A 16,242-nucleotide genomic window follows, 5' to 3' on the forward strand; every position below is an offset into this window, starting at 1 on the left:
CCTGCTACCGGCGATACGCGCCAGCGGCCTGACTTCGCAACGCTCATTTGGCGACGATCACGCCCTGCGCCTGCTGATGGAAATCGTCGAAAAACTTGTACTCGCCCGGATCGAGCGGCGCGATCACGACGAACGAGTCCGCGCCCGGCGCCAGCACCTTCTCCTTGCGCAGCTGAACGCTCTCGAACTCCGCCGCGCCCTTGCCCGTGTTGCGCACCTCGATCTTGATGCGCTTGCCCGCCGGCACTTCGATGCGCGCGGGGTTGAGCTTGCCGTCGGTCATTTCGAGCTTGAACGTGGGCAGATCTTCGGCGTGCGCCGTCGTGGCCACGCCCGCCAGCGACACCGCAAACGACGCGCTGAGTGCGAGCGCCGCAAACTTCCGCATTCCAGTCATTGGTTTTACCTGCTCCTTGCTGCCATTCATGCGGCGGCGCTGCACGAGATGCGCGCCGCCGCCCGAGCTGCTTCGCGACGGCTTAGTAGCCGCCCTTCTTGCCGATGCCCGCGAACGGGAAATCGTATTCCAGCGTGATCGGCTTGAACCACGGACCCACGCCCGTTTCCTTGTCGACGTGACGGCCGAACGCCATGTGGCCCGTCTGCATCGGCGCGTCCACGATCAGCTTGAGGTGGTACTTGCCGGGACCGGCCAGCTTCACGTTGTCGCCGTAGTGCGGGCCGTCGTTCGCGACCATCGGCATCAGGTCGCCCTTTTGCACATAGCTCGAACCCGGCTTCGTGAGTTCGTAGTGCACCTGCAGATACGGCATCCAGTCGCCTTCGGCGAAACCGGTCGGGTTGTTCTTGACCGCGTGGATGTCCGATTCGAGGTGAATATCGGAATCCGACGCCTTGCGCATCATGCCTTCCGGCTCCATCGTGATCGGCTGCAGATAGACCGCGCCGATTTCCATGCCGCCCTGGATGGCCTGCTTGCCGATCGGGTATTCAGCCGCATTAGCAGCAAATGCCGCCGTGGCGGCCGCGATGACGGCGGTGCCGCGCAAGAGAGTGTGAATCCGCATCGAAACTCCTGGTTTTTATATGAGGGTTACATCCCACTGAGCCTGCCGCACGTACATAAGAAAGTTAATGCGAACAATTCTCAATAATGCTGAAGTTTAACACCGATGCAGATGAGGGACAAATTCGGCGCCACCAAAAGCCTCAGTGGAACAGGGTTTTAGCAGCGCTTGATTAACACAGGCTTAGGGCGCCTTACAGCGGTGTTTCGGGGCCGCGAATACACGAAAGGAAATCGAAGGAATACTGGGGAGAGACAGGCGCGGGGCGGCGCCCGTGCCGCCCTGCCCGCCCGAGCGGACAGCCCGCTCGAAGCCCATCAGATCGGATGGTCGCCCACGTTCGCCCCGAACACGCGCTGGCGCAGCACGGCGAGCTGGTCGCGCGCCTGCGCGGCCTTCTCGAATTCGAGGTTCTTCGCGTAGTCCATCATCTGCTTTTCGAGCTTCTTGATTTCTTTCGCGATCTGCTTCTCGGACATGTCCTCGAACTTCGCGCGCTCCTGCTCCTCGCGCAGCTCGGCGCGGGCTTCATCGACGTTGTAAACGCCATCGATGATGTCCTTGATGCGCTTCACGACGCCGCGCGGCACGATGCCGTGCTCTTCGTTGAAGTGCATCTGCTTGGCGCGGCGGCGCTCGGTTTCGTCGATGGCACGACGCATCGAGTCCGTGATGCGGTCGCCATAGAGGATCGCCTTGCCGTTCACGTTACGCGCGGCGCGGCCGATCGTCTGGATCAGCGAGCGCTCGGCGCGCAGGAAGCCTTCCTTGTCGGCGTCGAGAATCGCCACGAGCGAGACCTCGGGAATGTCGAGGCCCTCGCGCAGCAGGTTGATGCCCACGAGCACGTCGAACGTGCCCAGACGCAGGTCGCGGATGATCTCCACGCGCTCGACCGTGTCGATGTCGCTGTGCAGATAGCGCACCTTCACGCCGTGGTCGGCGAGGAACTCCGTGAGCTGCTCGGCCATGCGCTTGGTGAGCGTGGTCACTAGCACGCGCTCGCCCACGGCCACGCGCTCGTTGATCTCGCCGAGCACGTCGTCGACCTGGGTCGATGCGGGCCGCACTTCGATCACCGGGTCGACGAGGCCCGTGGGCCGCACGACCTGCTCGGCGATCTGGCCCGTCACCTTCTTCTCGTAGTCGGCCGGCGTGGCCGAGACGAACACCACCTGGCGCATCTTGCGCTCGAACTCGTTGAACTTGAGCGGCCGGTTATCGAGCGCCGAAGGCAGCCGGAAGCCGTAGTCGACGAGATTTTCCTTGCGCGCGCGGTCGCCGTTGTACATGCCGTTGAACTGGCCGATCAGCACGTGCGATTCGTCGAGGAACATCATGGCATCGGTCGGCAGGTAATCGACCAGCGTGGGCGGCGGCTCGCCGGGCAGCGCGCCCGAGAAGTGCCGCGAGTAGTTCTCGATGCCCTTGCAGAAGCCCAGCTCCTGAAGCATTTCCAGATCGAAGCGCGTGCGCTGTTCGAGGCGCTGCGCCTCCACGAGCTTGCCTTCCGCATGGAAGAACTCGAGGCGCTCGCGCAATTCCGACTTGATGGTTTCGACGGCGCGCAGCACGGTCTCGCGCGGCGTCACGTAGTGCGACGACGGGTACACCGTAAAGCGCGGAATCTTCTGGCGCACGCGGCCCGTGAGCGGATCGAAGAGCTGCAGCGTTTCCACTTCGTCGTCGAACAGTTCCACGCGCACCGCCATTTCGGCGTGTTCGGCCGGAAAGATGTCGATGGTATCGCCGCGCACGCGGAAGGTGCCGCGCTGGAAGTCCTGCTCGTTGCGCGTGTATTGCATGGCGATCAGGCGTGCGATGACGTCGCGCTGGCCGAGCTTGTCGCCATGGCGCAGCGTGAGAATCATCTGGTGGTATTCGGACGGATTGCCGATACCGTAGATCGCCGAAACCGTCGCGACGATCACCACGTCGCGCCGCTCCATCAGGCTCTTGGTGGCCGAAAGCCGCATCTGCTCGATGTGCTCGTTGATCGACGAATCCTTCTCGATGAAGAGATCGCGCTGCGGCACATAGGCTTCCGGCTGGTAGTAGTCGTAGTACGAGACGAAGTACTCGACGGCGTTGCGAGGAAAGAACTCGCGGAATTCGGCGTAGAGCTGCGCGGCGAGCGTCTTGTTCGGCGCGAACACGATGGCCGGGCGGCCGAGGCGCGCGATGGTGTTCGCCATCGTGTAGGTCTTGCCCGAGCCCGTCACGCCGAGCAGCGTCTGGAACGAGAGGCCGTCTTCCACGCCCTCCACGAGCGTTTCGATGGCCGTAGGCTGGTCGCCGGCCGGCGGGTACGGCTGGTAGAGCTGGAACGGCGAGCCTTCGTACTGGATGAATTTCGACTCGTCGAGCGCGGGCGCGTCGGCGACGGGGTGGTCGGACATGGGGGCATCCTGTGCGCGGAGCAAACAACTATTCTAGCGTCTCGCCGCATCTTGCCGAGGGGCGAGCCTGGGTCAGTCTGGGTGAACCTGGGGGGTCTGGATGCTAGATGGGGTGCGGCGGCCGGCCCTGCAAGGGCCGCGCGCGGCGATGACGGTCGGCAGGCGGTGAACGCTGCGCAACGACGCACCAGAAATCGCCCAATCGCGCCGGAAATAGCCCTGAAAACGGCGCGGAGAATGGCAAATCCGCGGAAATCCCGCTTGAGGATTCGTTACAATAGCGAGTTCCGTGGCCGGTGCAGCATGTGGCCCAACCGATCTTCCTTCACTTTTGCCGAACGATCATGTCCCTCTTTTCCGCTGTCGAACTCGCCCCCCGCGACCCGATCCTGGGTCTGAACGAAGCCTATAACGCCGATGCGCGCGCGACCAAGGTGAACCTCGGCGTGGGCGTGTACACCAACGAGGAAGGCAGGATTCCGCTGCTGCGCGCCGTGCGCGAAGCAGAAAAGGCCCGCGTGGAAGCCGGTCTGCCGCGCGGCTATTTGCCGATCGAAGGTCTGGCCGCCTATGACGCCGCGGTGCAAAAGCTGCTGCTCGGCGACGACTCGCCGCTGATCGCCGCGGGCCGCGTCGTCACGGCGCAGGCGCTGGGCGGCACGGGCGCGCTCAAGATCGGCGCCGATTTCCTCAAGCGCGTGAACCCGAATGCCAAGGTCGCGATCAGCGACCCGAGCTGGGAAAACCACCGCGCCCTGTTCGAAAGCGCGGGTTTTGAAGTCGTCGCGTATCCGTACTACGACGCGCAGACCAACGGCGTGAACTTCGAAGGCATGCTGAGCGCGCTGAACGGCTACGCCGCCGGCACCGTCGTCGTGCTGCACGCGTGCTGCCACAACCCGACCGGCGTGGACCTCACGATCGACCAGTGGAAGCAGGTCATCGAAGCCGTGAAGGCGCGCGGTCTGGTGCCGTTCCTCGACATCGCCTATCAAGGCTTCGGCGACGGCATTGCGGAAGACGGCGAAGTCGTGCGCCTCTTTGCCGCTTCGGAACTCAACGTGTTCGTCTCGTCGTCGTTCTCGAAGTCGTTCTCGCTGTACGGCGAGCGCGTGGGCGCGCTGTCGATCCTCACCGCCAGCAAGGAAGAGTCGGCGCGCGTGCTCTCGCAGCTCAAGCGCGTGATCCGCACCAACTACTCGAACCCGCCGACGCACGGCGGCTCGGTGGTCGCAGCCGTGCTCGGCTCGGCCGACCTGCGCGCCATGTGGGAAGCGGAACTCGGCGAAATGCGCAACCGCATCCGCGCGATGCGCACGGGCCTCGTCGAGCGCCTCACGGCCGCCGGCGTGGACCGCGACTTCAACTTCATCAACGTGCAGCGCGGCATGTTCTCGTATTCGGGCCTGACCGCTGCCCAGGTCGACCGCCTGCGCGAAGAGTTCGGCATCTATGCGGTCAGCACGGGCCGCATCTGCGTGGCCGCACTGAACACGCGCAACCTCGACGTCGTGGCGAGCGCAGTCGCCCAAGTGCTGAAGTAAGCTCGTTCGCCAGCAAGACGGGCCGCTGCGTAGCGGCTTGCTGGCGCGATAAAAAAGGCGTCCGTTCTTTCGAACGGACGCCTTTTTTCTTTGGCGAACGCCTTGGAAAACTTCGCCGGAAAACGTCAGCTGCCGTGGCCTCGCGAATCGCGATGGATATCGTGCGTGACGAAACCCGAGTCGTTGTCCGGCTTGTCGAGCCAGTCCGGCTGCGCGAGCGAAGCGCGGATGTCCTGCAGGCCGCTAGCCCAATGCTCATGCATGGTCGAGAGGCCGAACTGGTAGTCCTTGAAGTGCCCCTCGTATTCCTTCTGCCGGTAGATGAGATGGATCACGTTGTACTTCTTCGAGCACGAAAGCTCGTCCGCCAGCGCGACCCACGGGTCATTGCGATGCTCGGGCGCGACGCGGTCGAGCACCTCGCGCAGCACGTGCCGGTAACGCTGCGAGCGCTGCAGGATATCGGTCACGAGACGCGTGCGGCTCGAATACTGAATGTCCTTCACGCGCCCCTGCACGTCGATGAGGTTGTCGGGCACCGGCCCGCGCGCGCTCCAGAGATCGACCTGGAACGCGAGCGTGTCGCGCCGCGGCGTGGTCTGGATCACCTCGTAGAGCGGCGTGTTCGACATCAGGCCGCCGTCCCAGTAGTACTCGCCGTCGATCTCCACGGCCGCGAAGCCCGGCGGCAGCGCGCCCGAGGCTATGAAATGCTCGGGACGCAAGGTCGTGGTCTTGTTGTCGAAGTAGACGAAGTTGCCGCTGCCCACGTTGACCGCGCCCACTGACACGCGCGTTTCGCCCGAGTTGATGCGCTCGAAGTCGCACAGGCGTTCCAGCGTGGCCTTGAGCGGCTTCGTGTCGTAGTAGCTGGCCGTTTCGGGCGAACCCGATCCATTGGGCAGCGGCGGCGGAAAGCGCGGCACGAAGAAGCCCTTCTGCCCTTCCACGATCGCGCCTGCCGCCTGCATGGCCGTGAAGGTCTTGCGCACGGCGGCGTTCGCATTGAACAGCGCGTGCTCGACGAAGGGCGGCAACGGGAAGCTAAAGGCGGGCTGGCAGATCGTCTCCCAGAACTCGCGCAGCCGCGCCACGCGATGTTCGGGCGCATTGCCCGCGATGATGGCCGTATTGAGCGCGCCGATCGAGATACCCGCGATCCAGTTCGGCGCGATGCCGGCCTCGACGAGCCCTTCGTACACGCCCGCCTGATACGCGCCGAGCGCACCGCCCCCCTGCAGCGTGAGCGCGATGGTTTCCCATTCTTTCGCTTCCGCGCCGCAGTTCGAAACATGCGGCTGCGGTGCACTCCCCTGCGGTGCGTTGCCGATACGCGCGCCGGTATGCGCGCCGACCTCGTCGTCGACTGCGCTCGACTGGACCTGCCCCTTCTTGCGTTGCGCCATTGCCGCGCCTCCTCGGCCCGATGCCTGCGTTATTGCATGAACCAGCCGTGGCTCACGACGAAGGACTGGCCAGTGAACGCTGCGCTCGGGAACGCCGAGAGGAACAGCACGGTTTGCGCGACGTCCTCGACGGTCGTGAAGATGCCGTCCACCGTACCGCCGAGCATGACGCGCTTGACCACTTCTTCCTCGGAGATGCCGAGTTCCTTCGCCTGCTCGGGAATCTGCTTTTCCACGAGCGGCGTGCGCACGAAGCCCGGACACACCACATGCGAGCGCACGTTGTGCTTGCCGCCTTCCTTGGCGAGCACGCGTGCGAGGCCGAGCAGCGCGTGCTTGGCCGCGACATAGGCCGACTTGAGCGGCGACGCTTCGTGCGAGTGCACCGAACCCATGTAGATCACGACACCGCCGCGGTCGTCCTTGTACATGTGCTTGAGCACCGCCTTGGTGGTGAGGAACGCGCCGTCCACGTGGATGGCCTGCATCTTCTTCCAGTCGGAGAACGCGTAGTTCTCGATCGGGTTCACGATCTGGATGCCGGCGTTCGAGATGAGGATGTCGACCGGGCCGAGTTCGGCCGCGACGCGGTCGATACCCTGATTCACGGCCTCTTCGCTGGTGACGTCCATGGCGACGCCGATGGCCTTGCCGCCTGCGCCCTTGATCTCTTCGGCCACGGCGTCCGCGCCGCTCTGGTTCAGGTCGGCGATGGCGACCGCGGCGCCCGCCTGCGCGAGCGTGAGGGCGATCTGCTTGCCAATGCCGCTGGCCGCGCCGGTAACGACTGCGACCTTGCCATCGAGTTTCGTGTTCAGGGAGAGAGACGACATCGGGCACCTCCAGGTGAGTGAACGGGACAGGATGAAACCTCGGAGCGCGCGCCGTCAAACCTGACGAATGGCTTATGCCATCCGGCCGGATGTTGCGTCGCGGCCAACGAGGCTATTGTGCATGAAGGCGCCTCATCGAAGCATCGAGCAGGACAGGCAAAAGAGATTTTCGCCGCACTGCAAGGCGCGGCGCGCGGCGCAAGCCCGTTCAGCAGCAACGGCGAAGTCGTGCTAGCTTTATCGGCTCACAAGGAGGCGTTCATGAACTATCGGCGACTGGGCCGCTCAGGCCTGCAGGTAAGCGAACTGTCCATCGGCTCGTGGGTCACCTACGGCAACCAGGTCGACGCCAGGCTCGCGCGCGAATCGCTCGCGGCGGCGCGCGACGCGGGCATCAACTTCTTCGACAACGCCGAGGCCTACGCCGGCGGCAAGTCGGAAGAGCTCATGGGCCAGGCGCTCAAGGAACTCGCGTGGCCGCGCGTGAGCTATGTGGTCTCGACCAAGTTCTACTGGGGCTTGAACGAAGCGCCCAACCAGTACCACACGCTCAACCGCAAGTACCTCATGAACGCCATCGACGGCTCGCTCGAGCGGCTGCAACTCGATTACGTCGATCTCGTGTTCTGCCACCGCCCCGACCCGAACACGCCGGTCGAAGAAACCGTCTGGGCGATGAGCGACATGATCACGCGCGGCAAGGCGCTCTACTGGGGCACCTCGGAGTGGAGCGCCGACGAAATCCGCGCCGCGTGGGAAATCGCGGAGCGCCATCACCTGCACAAGCCGGTCATGGAGCAGCCGCAATACAACCTGTTCCACCGCACGCGTGTGGAAGACGAATACCGTCGGCTCTACGAGGACATCGGCCTCGGCCTCACCACCTGGAGCCCGCTCGCCTCGGGTCTGCTCACCGGCAAGTATCGCGGCGGCGTGCCGTCGGGCAGCCGCGCGGAACTGCAGGGCTACGACTGGCTGCGCAAGAACGTCACCGACCCCGACAAGAACGAGATCGTCGGCAAGCTCGCTGAATTCGCGAAACAACTCGACTGTTCGGTGGGGCAACTGGCGCTCGCGTGGATCCTGAAGAATCCGCGCGTGAGCACGGTCATCACCGGGGCCTCGCGCATCGAGCAGATCGGCGAAAACATGAAGGCGCGCGACGTGGCGGAAAAGATCACGCCAGACATCAAGGCGCAGATCGAGGCGATCGTCGGCGACGCTTACGACTGATGTAGGGCTCGTGCCCGCAAGACGCCGCGGCGCGTCCGAAACCGCTGGGCGGGCTCACGCGCGGGCGTAGCCGGACGGACCGCGTACCGCGGGTCGCATATTGCGGTGGCGTACAATACGCGACCTCGCGGGCGGCGCCGTCATCGCGCCGCCGCTGCCGTTTTCCCCGTTTTCACCGGACCTCGTGTCCCGTCCATCATGCTGAGCTACCGTCACGCCTTCCACGCCGGCAATCATGCCGATGTCCTGAAACACGCCGTCGTCGTGCAACTGCTGCACTACCTCGGCAAGAAGGACAAGGCGTACTGGTACATCGACACCCACGCGGGCGCCGGCGCCTATGCATTGCGCGAAGGCTACGCGACGAAGAACGCCGAGTTCGACACGGGCATCGGCAAGCTGTGGGGCCGCAACGACCTGCCCGCGGCGCTCGCGGACTACGTCGACGAAGTAGCGGCGCTGAACCCCGACGGCGAACTGCGCTTCTACCCCGGCTCGCCCTATCTCGCTTGGCGTCTCATGCGCGAGCAGGACCGCATGCGGCTGTTCGAATTGCACAGCACGGAAATCGACGTGCTGCGCCACCGCTTCCACGACGCGGGCCGCCGCGTGATGATCTACGCAGGCGACGGCTTCGACGGCATCAAGGCGCTCCTGCCCCCGCCGCCGCGCCGGGCGCTCGTGCTGATCGACCCGTCTTTCGAGGACAAGCGCGACTACGCGCGCACGCTGACGTGCGTCGAGGAAAGCCTCAAGCGCTTTGCGAACGGCACCTATGCGGTCTGGTACCCGCAGGTCACGCGTCCCGAATCGCAGCGCTTCCCGGAGCAGCTCAAGCGCCTGCAGAACAAGAACTGGCTGCACCTCACGTTTTCGGTGAGCAATCCGCCTGAAGACGGCTTCGGCCTTTACGGCAGCGGCATGTTCGTCCTGAACCCGCCCTACACGCTCGAAGCGGCGATGAAAGAGGCGCTGCCGTGGCTCGTGAAAACGCTCGGCCAGGACGTCGGCGCGCAATTCAGGATCGAGTCGCGCGGCGACTGAGCCGCGGACTCGACCCCACGCGAGCAGCCTTACTGCCCGGATGGCAGCGGCTGGGGAAGCGGCGGCGTCGGGCGATGAGGGGGGCGCGGCGGGCGCGGCGGCGGAGTCGGCCGCCCACCACCCTGCTGCACTTCCACGTACGGCGCGACGACATACGGCTGCGACGAATCCGGCGCGAGACCCGCCGGTTGCGCCGCCTGAACCATCGGCTCGGGCGAGAGCGGCGCGTTTTGCAGCACGAGCCCCGGTTGGCCGTCGCTGATCCCTCTTTGTGTATCCAGAATGAGCGGCTGCCCGGCATGCGCGCCGGCGCTGGCGCACGCCATGACGACGGCGATCAGGCCCGCACGCGCAACAGAAAAACGACGCAACGCGCGGCGAGGCAACACAGGCGTGCGGTGGGAAATGCGGTCTTGCACCATGAACGGCCCCCGGTGAGAAAGCGACATCATTGCTATGACGGCTTGTCGCAAAAAAGACTTTACCTTACCCCGGTGGGAAGGCTCAGGCTCTGTTCCATCGGTGGTGCAGAAATGACAAAGCCCCGCCAATGCGGGGCTTGAGATCGTGCTGCTCGAACCGGACTGAGCCCGGCCGAAACTGGCTTACAGCGAGTTGTAGCCGTTCGTTTCGATCGAACGAAGGCGCTGCTCGAGCTGGACGATATCGGCCGACGAGGCGAGATACGCTTCGCGGCGACGACGTTCAGCAGTTTCAAACCAGTTGCTCAGCTTTTCAAGAACGAATGCAAACATGATGTGTGCTCCAGGGATTCGGTTCGGCGATCCCCGGTGAATTCACATCAGGGATAACCCTCATCAGGGATAACCCGTATTGTAGCGGTTGCACCGAACTTTGCTAGTGAATTGCCCGAATACTGTGCATTCCATTTTGGAATGACCCCAGGGAGCGAATTGGCAACATCATGTTTTATCAACCCATTTTCCGGCGAATTCGCAGACGCTCGGCGGCGATCACGCCAGGACGCACCAATACGGTGCGCGCAGCCCATGCGGTTGCGTCAATTTGCCCGCTGCGGTTGCACCTGCGTTCAGTGTACGTGGCCAGGCTCGTGGCAGTCTGCCGGGGCGACGTCGGCAAGCCGTTCGATGATCGGGCAGTCGGGCCGCTCGTTGCCCTGGCAGTGCGAGGCCAGGTGGGCGAGCGTGTCGCGCATCTGGGACAGTTCGGCGATGCGCTGATCGAGTTCGGCGACATGTTCGAGCGCGATCGACTTAACCTCGGCGCTCGCGCGGGAGCGGTCGTGCCAGAGCGCCAGCAGGCGCCGGATGTCGTCCACGAGAAAGCCCAATCGGCGCGCCTGGCGGATGAAGCGCAGCGAATGCACTTCCTCCGCCCCATACACCCGGTAGCCGGACTCCGTGCGCCCCTTGGGCGCCAGCAGCCCGACGCTTTCGTAGTAGCGGATCATTTTTGCCGTCACGCCCGATTCGCGCGCCGCTTCGCCGATGTTCACGCCGTTCTCCCGCTCTCTGGCCGATCGTTTGATCAATCTTCCAATCCTACACCTTCCCACAATGGGAAGGTCCAGCGCGACATTCGGTCCCCGCTGGCATAATCCGCCAGCGGCCTCATATCGGGTAGTAACCAGCCTCAATCTCTGAAAAAAGGAACACACGATGATCCAGTTCAACGTCGAAGGCATGAGCTGCCAGCACTGCGTAGGCGCCGTCACGCGCGCGATCCACGAACACGACGCGCAAGCCCGGGTCGAGATCGATCTGGCCGCCGGCCGCGTGAAGGTCGAATCGAGCCAGAGCGCCGACATTCTGAAGTCGGCGATCGACGAAGCCGGCTACACCGTCGTCGGCACGGCCAGCGTCTGACGGACCGGGCCATGTTCAAGGTTGCCGTGATCGGCGCGTCTGGCCTGCTTGGGCGCGCCGTGGTGCGCGAACTCGCCGCCGTGACCGCCTGGCAAGTCGTGCCGACCGCGTTCCGTCACGGCGGCCCGCAGCAGACCGTGCTCGATGTGCGCGACGCGCAGGCCGTGAACGCGTTCGTCGAGCGCGAGGCGCCCGACGCGATCGTGCTGGCCGCCGCCGAGCGCCGCCCCGACGTGTGCGAACACGATCCGGCGGCGGCGCGCGCGCTCAATGTCGATGCGGTGCGCAGCGTCGCCGCGGCGGCGCGGCAGCGCGGCGCATGGGTGCTGTCGATCTCCACCGATTACGTCTTCGACGGCACGCAGCCGCCCTACGGCGTCGGCGACACGCCGAATCCGCTCAACGCCTATGGCCACAGCAAGCTCGAAGGGGAGCGGGCCTTGCTCGAAACCAGCGACAACGCCCTCGTGCTGCGCCTGCCCTTGCTGTATGGTCCGATCGTCGGCTGGCACGAATCCGCGGTCACGAGTCTCGTGCCGGCCATCGTCGCCTCGGCAGAGCCCGGCGCACAGGCGGCGCCGATGGATGCGTGGGCCACGCGCTACCCCACTTTCACGCCCGACGTGGCGTTCGCGATCCGCGAACTGTTGCTGCGCTGTGCGGACGGCAACGCGGTGCGCGGGGTCGCGCAGTGGTCCGGCGACGAGCCGATGACGAAGTACGACATCGCCCAACGGATCGCGCAGGCACTTGGCGTAGAGGCGCGTCTGCTCGCACAGCCGACGCCCACCGACGCGACGCCGCGCCCGCGCGACTGTCATCTCGATTCGAGCCGCCTCGAAACGCTGGGGATGGGTCGCCGCACGCCGTTCGACGTGGCGATTCGCGCCGTGCTCGACGCGTTCATGAGAGACGGCGAGCCGGCCGCTCGCCAGTGAAAATTCAGTGAAAATTGCGGCTCTCCGTGGCGAGCCGCCCGAGCAGCCGGCTGTGGTCCTCCAGCCGGTGCGCCACGAGATGCACGACCTCGCCCTCGCGCTGCACCACGCCCGCCACCGCCAGCAGCGAAGACCCTAGCAGTTCCTTGCGCTGCGACTCGACGAGCGACGCGTGCACGATCACGTTGACGCTGCCGGTCTCGTCCTCGAGCGACACGAAGATCGTACCGTTCGCCGTGCCCGGCCGCTGCCGCACCGTCACGATTCCGCACACGCGCGCGAGCATGCCGTGCCGGCAGTGCGCCAGCTGCTCCGCCGTGCGAAAGCGCTGCTTCGCGAGGCCGTGGCGCAGGAGTTCGAGCGGATGGCGATTGAGCGTGAGACGCAGGCTCGCATAATCGGCGACGATCTCCGCGCCTTCGGAAGCGCGCGGCAGCGCAAGCGGCGCCTCGGCAACGGGCGCATCGCGCAAAAGCGCGGGCACCGCGTGCTGCGCGGTCACGGCCCACCACGCCTCGCGCCGGTGGCCCGCGATGCTCGCGAGCGCGTTCGACGCCGCCAGCGCCTCCAGCTCGCGGCGCGTGAGCGCCGCGCGGCGCGCGAGATCGTCGACGCCGGTGAACGGTGCGCGCTCGCGCGCCTCCATCACACGCCGCGCGGCATCTTCGGAAAAGCCCTTGATGAGACTGAAGCCGAGCCGCACGGCCGGCCCGCCGCGTCCATAGCGGCTCGGCGCAAGCGCCATGCGCGAGCGCACGACGCGCTTGAGACCGTCCATGAACCTGTGCCGCCGGCCGCCGCGCTTGAGCGTGCCCCTGCACGTCAACGCGGCCGCGCCCAGCAGCGCGTGATAATGCAGCCCCTCGGCGGCGCGCGCGCGAACCGCCTCGTCATCGAGCCGCTCGCCGGGTGCGTTGCGACGCTCCAGCACCGACGCCCAGTCGCTCAACGCGATATCGGGCGCGCGCACCGGCACGCCGTGACGCTTCGCATCCTGCACGAGCTGGGAAGGCGAATAGAAACCGAGCGGCTGGCTATTCAGCAGTCCTGCCAGGAATGCGGCGGGCTCGTAACGCTTGAGCCACGAACTCGTGTAGACGAGCAGCGCGAAACTCGCCGCATGGCTTTCCGGAAAGCCGTAGTCGCCGAAACCCTCGATCTGCTTGCAGATGCGCTCGGCAAATTCCAGCGTGTAGCCCTTCTTGAGCATGCGTTTCGTGAGATCGGCCTGATACGGCCGCAGATCTCCATCGCGCCGCCATGCGGCCATTGCGCGGCGCAGCTTGTCGGCTTCCTCGCCGGTGTAGTCCGCGGCGACCATCGCGAGATGCATCACCTGCTCCTGGAAGATCGGCACGCCGAGCGTGCGTTCGAGCACCGGGCGCAATTCCTCCTTCGCATATTCCACCGCCTCGTCGCCGTGCCGTCGCTTGAGGTACGGATGCACCATGTCGCCCTGGATCGGCCCCGGCCGCACGATCGCCACCTGGATCACGAGGTCGTAGTACGTGCGCGGCCGCAAACGCGGCAACATGCTCTGCTGCGCGCGCGACTCGATCTGGAACACGCCGACCGTATCGGCCCTGGCACACATGCGATACACCGCCGGGTCCTCGACCGGAATGTCCTGCACGCGCATCTCAGGCAGCCCGCGCCTTTGCGCGACGAATTCGAGCGAGCGGCGGATCGCCGAGAGCATGCCGAGCGCGAGCACGTCCACTTTCAACAGCCGCAGCGCGTCGATATCGTCCTTGTCCCACTCGATCACATAGCGGTCCTTCATCGCCGCGTTTTCGATCGGCACGAGGCGCGAAAGCTTGTCGCGCGCGATCACGAAACCGCCCACGTGCTGCGAGAGATGGCGCGGAAAACCGCGCAGCTCGCGCGTGAGGCGGATGAGCTGCTGGGTCACGTGCGAGTCGGGCGAAAAGCCCGCTTCCTCCAGATGGCGCGCGATCGAATCGGGGCCGTCCCACCACTGATGCGCGCCCGAGAGCTTTTCGACGAGCGCGCTGTCGAGGCCGAGCGCCTTGCCGACATCGCGCAACGCGCTGCGCGAACGATAGGTGATGAGCGTCGCGGCCAGCGCGGCGCGGCGCGTGCCGTACTTGCGGTAGATGTACTGAATGACTTCTTCGCGGCGCTGATGCTCGAAGTCGACGTCGATGTCGGGCGGCTCGTTGCGCGCGCGAGAGAGAAAACGCGCCACGAGCATGTTCATGCGCACGGGGTCGATCTCCGTGATCTTCAGGCAGTAGCAAACCACCGAGTTCGCCGCCGAGCCTCGCCCCTGGCACAGGATCTTCTGATCGCGCGCGAAGCGGACGATGTCGTGCACCGTGAGAAAGTACTTCTCGTACTTCAGCTCGTCGATGAGCTCGAGTTCCTGCTCGATCTGATCGCGGCGCTTGTCGTTCAGGCCATCGGGCCAGCGCTCCAGTGCGCCCTTCATCACGAGCTTGCGCAACCACGACTGCGGCGTCTCGCCGGGCGGCACCAGTTCCTCGGGATATTCGTAGGCCAGTTCGCCGAGCGAAAACGTACAGCGGCGCGCGACGTCGAGCGTCGCGTCGAGCGCCTCGCGCGGATAAATCGCGCCGAGCCGCACGCGCGAGCGCAGATGCCGCTCCGCATTCGCCTCCAGCGCGCGCCCGCACGAAGCGAGCGGCTTGCCGATACGGATCGCGCTCAACGTGTCCTGCAAGGGCTTGCGCGAACGGGCGTGCATCAGCACGCCGCCCGCCGCGACGAGCGGTAGGCCGCTCTCCTGCGAGACGTGGCGCAGCACTTCGATCTGCGTGTCGTCGCCGCCGGTTTGCCAGAGTTCGAGCGCGAGCCAGGCGCGCTCGGCCGCGAAGCCCGCGAGCCAGTGCGCGGCGCGCAGCGTTTGCGCGAGCGCGGCCGCGCGCTGCGGCACGAGCAGCAACACGCACTCGCGCAAGTGCTTCAAATGCTCGAAGCCCGGCTCGGGCTCGGTGAAATCGGCGGGATGCACGCGATAGCTGCCCTTTGCCGCCCGCGAGCGCGCCAGCGTGATCAGCTCGCAGAGATTGCCATAGCCTTCGCGGGTCGTTGCGAGCGCAACGATCGTGCAGAACGGGGCGCCATGTTCGTCGACGAGATTCAGCTCGCTGCCGATCAGCAGGTGCAGCGACGGCTCGAACGGGCCCAAGGCCGCGGCGGCGGCGTGGCCGCCACATTCGCGGGCCTCGCGCACGGCTTCGTCATACGCCTTCTTGCGCGCCTCGTCGTATTCGTTGAGCGCGCTCCAGGCGCGCACGACGCCCGCGAACGAGCATTCGTCGGTGATCGCGAGCGCGCGGTAGCCGTGGCGGATCGCCTGCTCGACCATCTCGCCCGGGCGCGACGCGCCGTGCAGAAAAGTGAAATTGGTCAGGCAGTGCAGCTCGGCGTAGTCAGGCAGCTGCGCGGCCCACTGCGCCGGCAGTTGTGGAGGCGACGACGCGCCCGTCCCGCTGATCGACATGATTCCTGAAACCCGAAAGAACGACGAATAAGCGCTAGCCGAACAGCCCTTGCAGATACCACTGGCCACCAATGCGCTCGCGATACAGCCAGAACATGCGGCCCTGGTCGTCGGCGGCGACGTAGTAGTCGCGCCCGACGCCCTCGCCGTCCCACCAGCCGGACTCGATGCGCTCGGTACGCGTGAGCGTCTTCAGCGGCCGGCGATAAACGGGCCGGTCGCCGCGCGTCGCGAGCTTGAGCGGCTTTTCGAGCAGCCACGCCGGACTCGGCTGGGTCGGCAGCGGCACCTCGGGCAGGTCGAAGGCGCTTTGCACGGGCGCGCGCGCTCCGGCTTCCTGCTGCGGCTTGCCCGCCTTGCGCGGCTTGCGCGGACGCTTCGCGCCGCTCTCGCGATTAGGCCGCGCCGACATCGCCAGCTCGGGCCGGTGATCGTCCTCGACGAAAAGCTGCAGCACGTTCTGCTCGCCAAGCCGCGCGCCGA

Annotated in this window: 14 protein-coding genes and 1 pseudogene; 5 read left to right on the forward strand and 10 right to left on the reverse strand. The window is 65.7% G+C overall.

From position 1 onward, the window contains the following. Positions 1–43: 43 nt before the first annotated feature. The 3 genes from AB4Y44_RS26070 to uvrB form a co-directional block, all read right to left on the reverse strand. Positions 44–397: a cupredoxin domain-containing protein gene (locus tag AB4Y44_RS26070; protein ID WP_042261500.1), complete on the reverse strand. Its 354-nt coding sequence runs from the start codon at positions 395–397 to the stop codon at positions 44–46. 82 nt (positions 398–479) lie between these two features. Next, positions 480–1,028 (reverse strand): iron transporter, encoded by a 549-nt coding sequence (locus AB4Y44_RS26075; RefSeq protein WP_133183546.1) that lies wholly within the window; start codon positions 1,026–1,028, stop codon positions 480–482. A 317-nt stretch (positions 1,029–1,345) separates the two neighbouring features. Beyond that, positions 1,346–3,427 carry an excinuclease ABC subunit UvrB gene (uvrB, locus tag AB4Y44_RS26080; protein ID WP_342921904.1) on the reverse strand — a complete coding sequence of 694 codons (2,082 nt, stop codon included), beginning with the start codon at positions 3,425–3,427 and terminating at the stop codon, positions 1,346–1,348. 344 nt (positions 3,428–3,771) lie between these two features. Between uvrB and AB4Y44_RS26085 the strand changes: the two genes are divergently transcribed. Next, positions 3,772–4,971: an amino acid aminotransferase gene (locus tag AB4Y44_RS26085; RefSeq protein ID WP_368701269.1), complete on the forward strand. Its 1,200-nt coding sequence runs from the start codon at positions 3,772–3,774 to the stop codon at positions 4,969–4,971. Positions 4,972–5,096: 125 nt separating this feature from the next. On the opposite strand, the gene AB4Y44_RS26090 is transcribed toward AB4Y44_RS26085, so the two are convergent. After that, positions 5,097–6,377, reverse strand: a complete 1,281-nt coding sequence (locus AB4Y44_RS26090; protein ID WP_342921902.1) for a patatin-like phospholipase family protein — start codon at positions 6,375–6,377, stop codon at positions 5,097–5,099. 29 nt (positions 6,378–6,406) lie between these two features. Next, positions 6,407–7,210, reverse strand: coding sequence for a 3-hydroxybutyrate dehydrogenase (locus AB4Y44_RS26095; RefSeq protein WP_254314362.1), 804 nt, complete (start codon positions 7,208–7,210; stop codon positions 6,407–6,409). A gap of 261 nt (positions 7,211–7,471) precedes the next feature. On the opposite strand from AB4Y44_RS26095, the gene AB4Y44_RS26100 reads away from it, so the two are divergent. Then, the gene (locus AB4Y44_RS26100) at positions 7,472–8,443 is read left to right on the forward strand and encodes an aldo/keto reductase (protein WP_110388584.1); all 972 of its coding nucleotides are present in this window, start codon (positions 7,472–7,474) and stop codon (positions 8,441–8,443) included. Between the two features lie 198 nt (positions 8,444–8,641). After that, positions 8,642–9,487 (forward strand): 23S rRNA (adenine(2030)-N(6))-methyltransferase RlmJ, encoded by an 846-nt coding sequence (locus AB4Y44_RS26105; protein ID WP_342921901.1) that lies wholly within the window; start codon positions 8,642–8,644, stop codon positions 9,485–9,487. A 29-nt stretch (positions 9,488–9,516) separates the two neighbouring features. Here the strand turns inward: AB4Y44_RS26105 and AB4Y44_RS26110 are convergent, their stop codons facing one another. The 3 genes from AB4Y44_RS26110 to cueR form a co-directional block, all read right to left on the reverse strand. After that, a complete protein-coding gene (locus tag AB4Y44_RS26110) occupies positions 9,517–9,813 on the reverse strand; it encodes a hypothetical protein (RefSeq protein WP_342921965.1) in 297 nt (98 codons plus the stop codon). A 279-nt stretch (positions 9,814–10,092) separates the two neighbouring features. After that, the gene (locus AB4Y44_RS26115; protein WP_110388587.1) at positions 10,093–10,242 is read right to left on the reverse strand and encodes a DUF3563 family protein; all 150 of its coding nucleotides are present in this window, start codon (positions 10,240–10,242) and stop codon (positions 10,093–10,095) included. Between the two features lie 296 nt (positions 10,243–10,538). Continuing rightward, positions 10,539–10,964: a Cu(I)-responsive transcriptional regulator gene (gene cueR / locus AB4Y44_RS26120; RefSeq protein ID WP_368701270.1), complete on the reverse strand. Its 426-nt coding sequence runs from the start codon at positions 10,962–10,964 to the stop codon at positions 10,539–10,541. A 163-nt stretch (positions 10,965–11,127) separates the two neighbouring features. On the opposite strand from cueR, the gene AB4Y44_RS26125 reads away from it, so the two are divergent. Further along, on the forward strand, positions 11,128–11,334 hold the full coding sequence (locus AB4Y44_RS26125) for a heavy-metal-associated domain-containing protein (RefSeq protein ID WP_342921900.1): 207 nt from the start codon (positions 11,128–11,130) through the stop codon (positions 11,332–11,334). 11 nt (positions 11,335–11,345) lie between these two features. Further along, positions 11,346–12,272, forward strand: a complete 927-nt coding sequence (locus tag AB4Y44_RS26130) for a dTDP-4-dehydrorhamnose reductase family protein (protein ID WP_368701271.1) — start codon at positions 11,346–11,348, stop codon at positions 12,270–12,272. A 4-nt stretch (positions 12,273–12,276) separates the two neighbouring features. Here AB4Y44_RS26130 and AB4Y44_RS26135 read toward each other — a convergent pair whose 3' ends face one another. Together AB4Y44_RS26135 and AB4Y44_RS26140 are read right to left on the reverse strand one after the other, a co-directional pair. Continuing rightward, entirely contained in the window at positions 12,277–15,759 is a 3,483-nt protein-coding gene (locus tag AB4Y44_RS26135) for an error-prone DNA polymerase (RefSeq protein WP_368701272.1), read from the reverse strand. 34 nt (positions 15,760–15,793) lie between these two features. Further along, positions 15,794–16,242, reverse strand: a pseudogene (locus AB4Y44_RS26140) (DNA polymerase Y family protein); the annotation flags it as partial.

Origin of the sequence: Paraburkholderia sp. BR10937 (assembly GCF_040965695.1) — a bacterium.
Lineage (GTDB): Bacteria > Pseudomonadota > Gammaproteobacteria > Burkholderiales > Burkholderiaceae > Paraburkholderia.

Bases quoted from the DNA above. Each gene is read 5' to 3' on its own strand.
- AB4Y44_RS26090 (WP_342921902.1), bottom strand. From the start codon at position 6,377: ATGGCGCAACGCAAGAAGGGGCAGGTCCAGTCGAGCGCAGTCGACGAC.
- AB4Y44_RS26070 (WP_042261500.1), bottom strand. From the start codon at position 397: ATGACTGGAATGCGGAAGTTTGCGGCGCTCGCACTCAGCGCGTCGTTT.
- AB4Y44_RS26095 (WP_254314362.1), bottom strand. From the start codon at position 7,210: ATGTCGTCTCTCTCCCTGAACACGAAACTCGATGGCAAGGTCGCAGTC.
- AB4Y44_RS26125 (WP_342921900.1), top strand. From the start codon at position 11,128: ATGATCCAGTTCAACGTCGAAGGCATGAGCTGCCAGCACTGCGTAGGC.
- AB4Y44_RS26105 (WP_342921901.1), top strand. From the start codon at position 8,642: ATGCTGAGCTACCGTCACGCCTTCCACGCCGGCAATCATGCCGATGTC.
- AB4Y44_RS26130 (WP_368701271.1), top strand. From the start codon at position 11,346: ATGTTCAAGGTTGCCGTGATCGGCGCGTCTGGCCTGCTTGGGCGCGCC.
- AB4Y44_RS26075 (WP_133183546.1), bottom strand. From the start codon at position 1,028: ATGCGGATTCACACTCTCTTGCGCGGCACCGCCGTCATCGCGGCCGCC.
- uvrB (WP_342921904.1), bottom strand. From the start codon at position 3,427: ATGTCCGACCACCCCGTCGCCGACGCGCCCGCGCTCGACGAGTCGAAA.
- AB4Y44_RS26135 (WP_368701272.1), bottom strand. From the start codon at position 15,759: ATGTCGATCAGCGGGACGGGCGCGTCGTCGCCTCCACAACTGCCGGCG.
- AB4Y44_RS26100 (WP_110388584.1), top strand. From the start codon at position 7,472: ATGAACTATCGGCGACTGGGCCGCTCAGGCCTGCAGGTAAGCGAACTG.
- AB4Y44_RS26110 (WP_342921965.1), bottom strand. From the start codon at position 9,813: ATGGCGTGCGCCAGCGCCGGCGCGCATGCCGGGCAGCCGCTCATTCTG.
- AB4Y44_RS26085 (WP_368701269.1), top strand. From the start codon at position 3,772: ATGTCCCTCTTTTCCGCTGTCGAACTCGCCCCCCGCGACCCGATCCTG.
- AB4Y44_RS26115 (WP_110388587.1), bottom strand. From the start codon at position 10,242: ATGTTTGCATTCGTTCTTGAAAAGCTGAGCAACTGGTTTGAAACTGCT.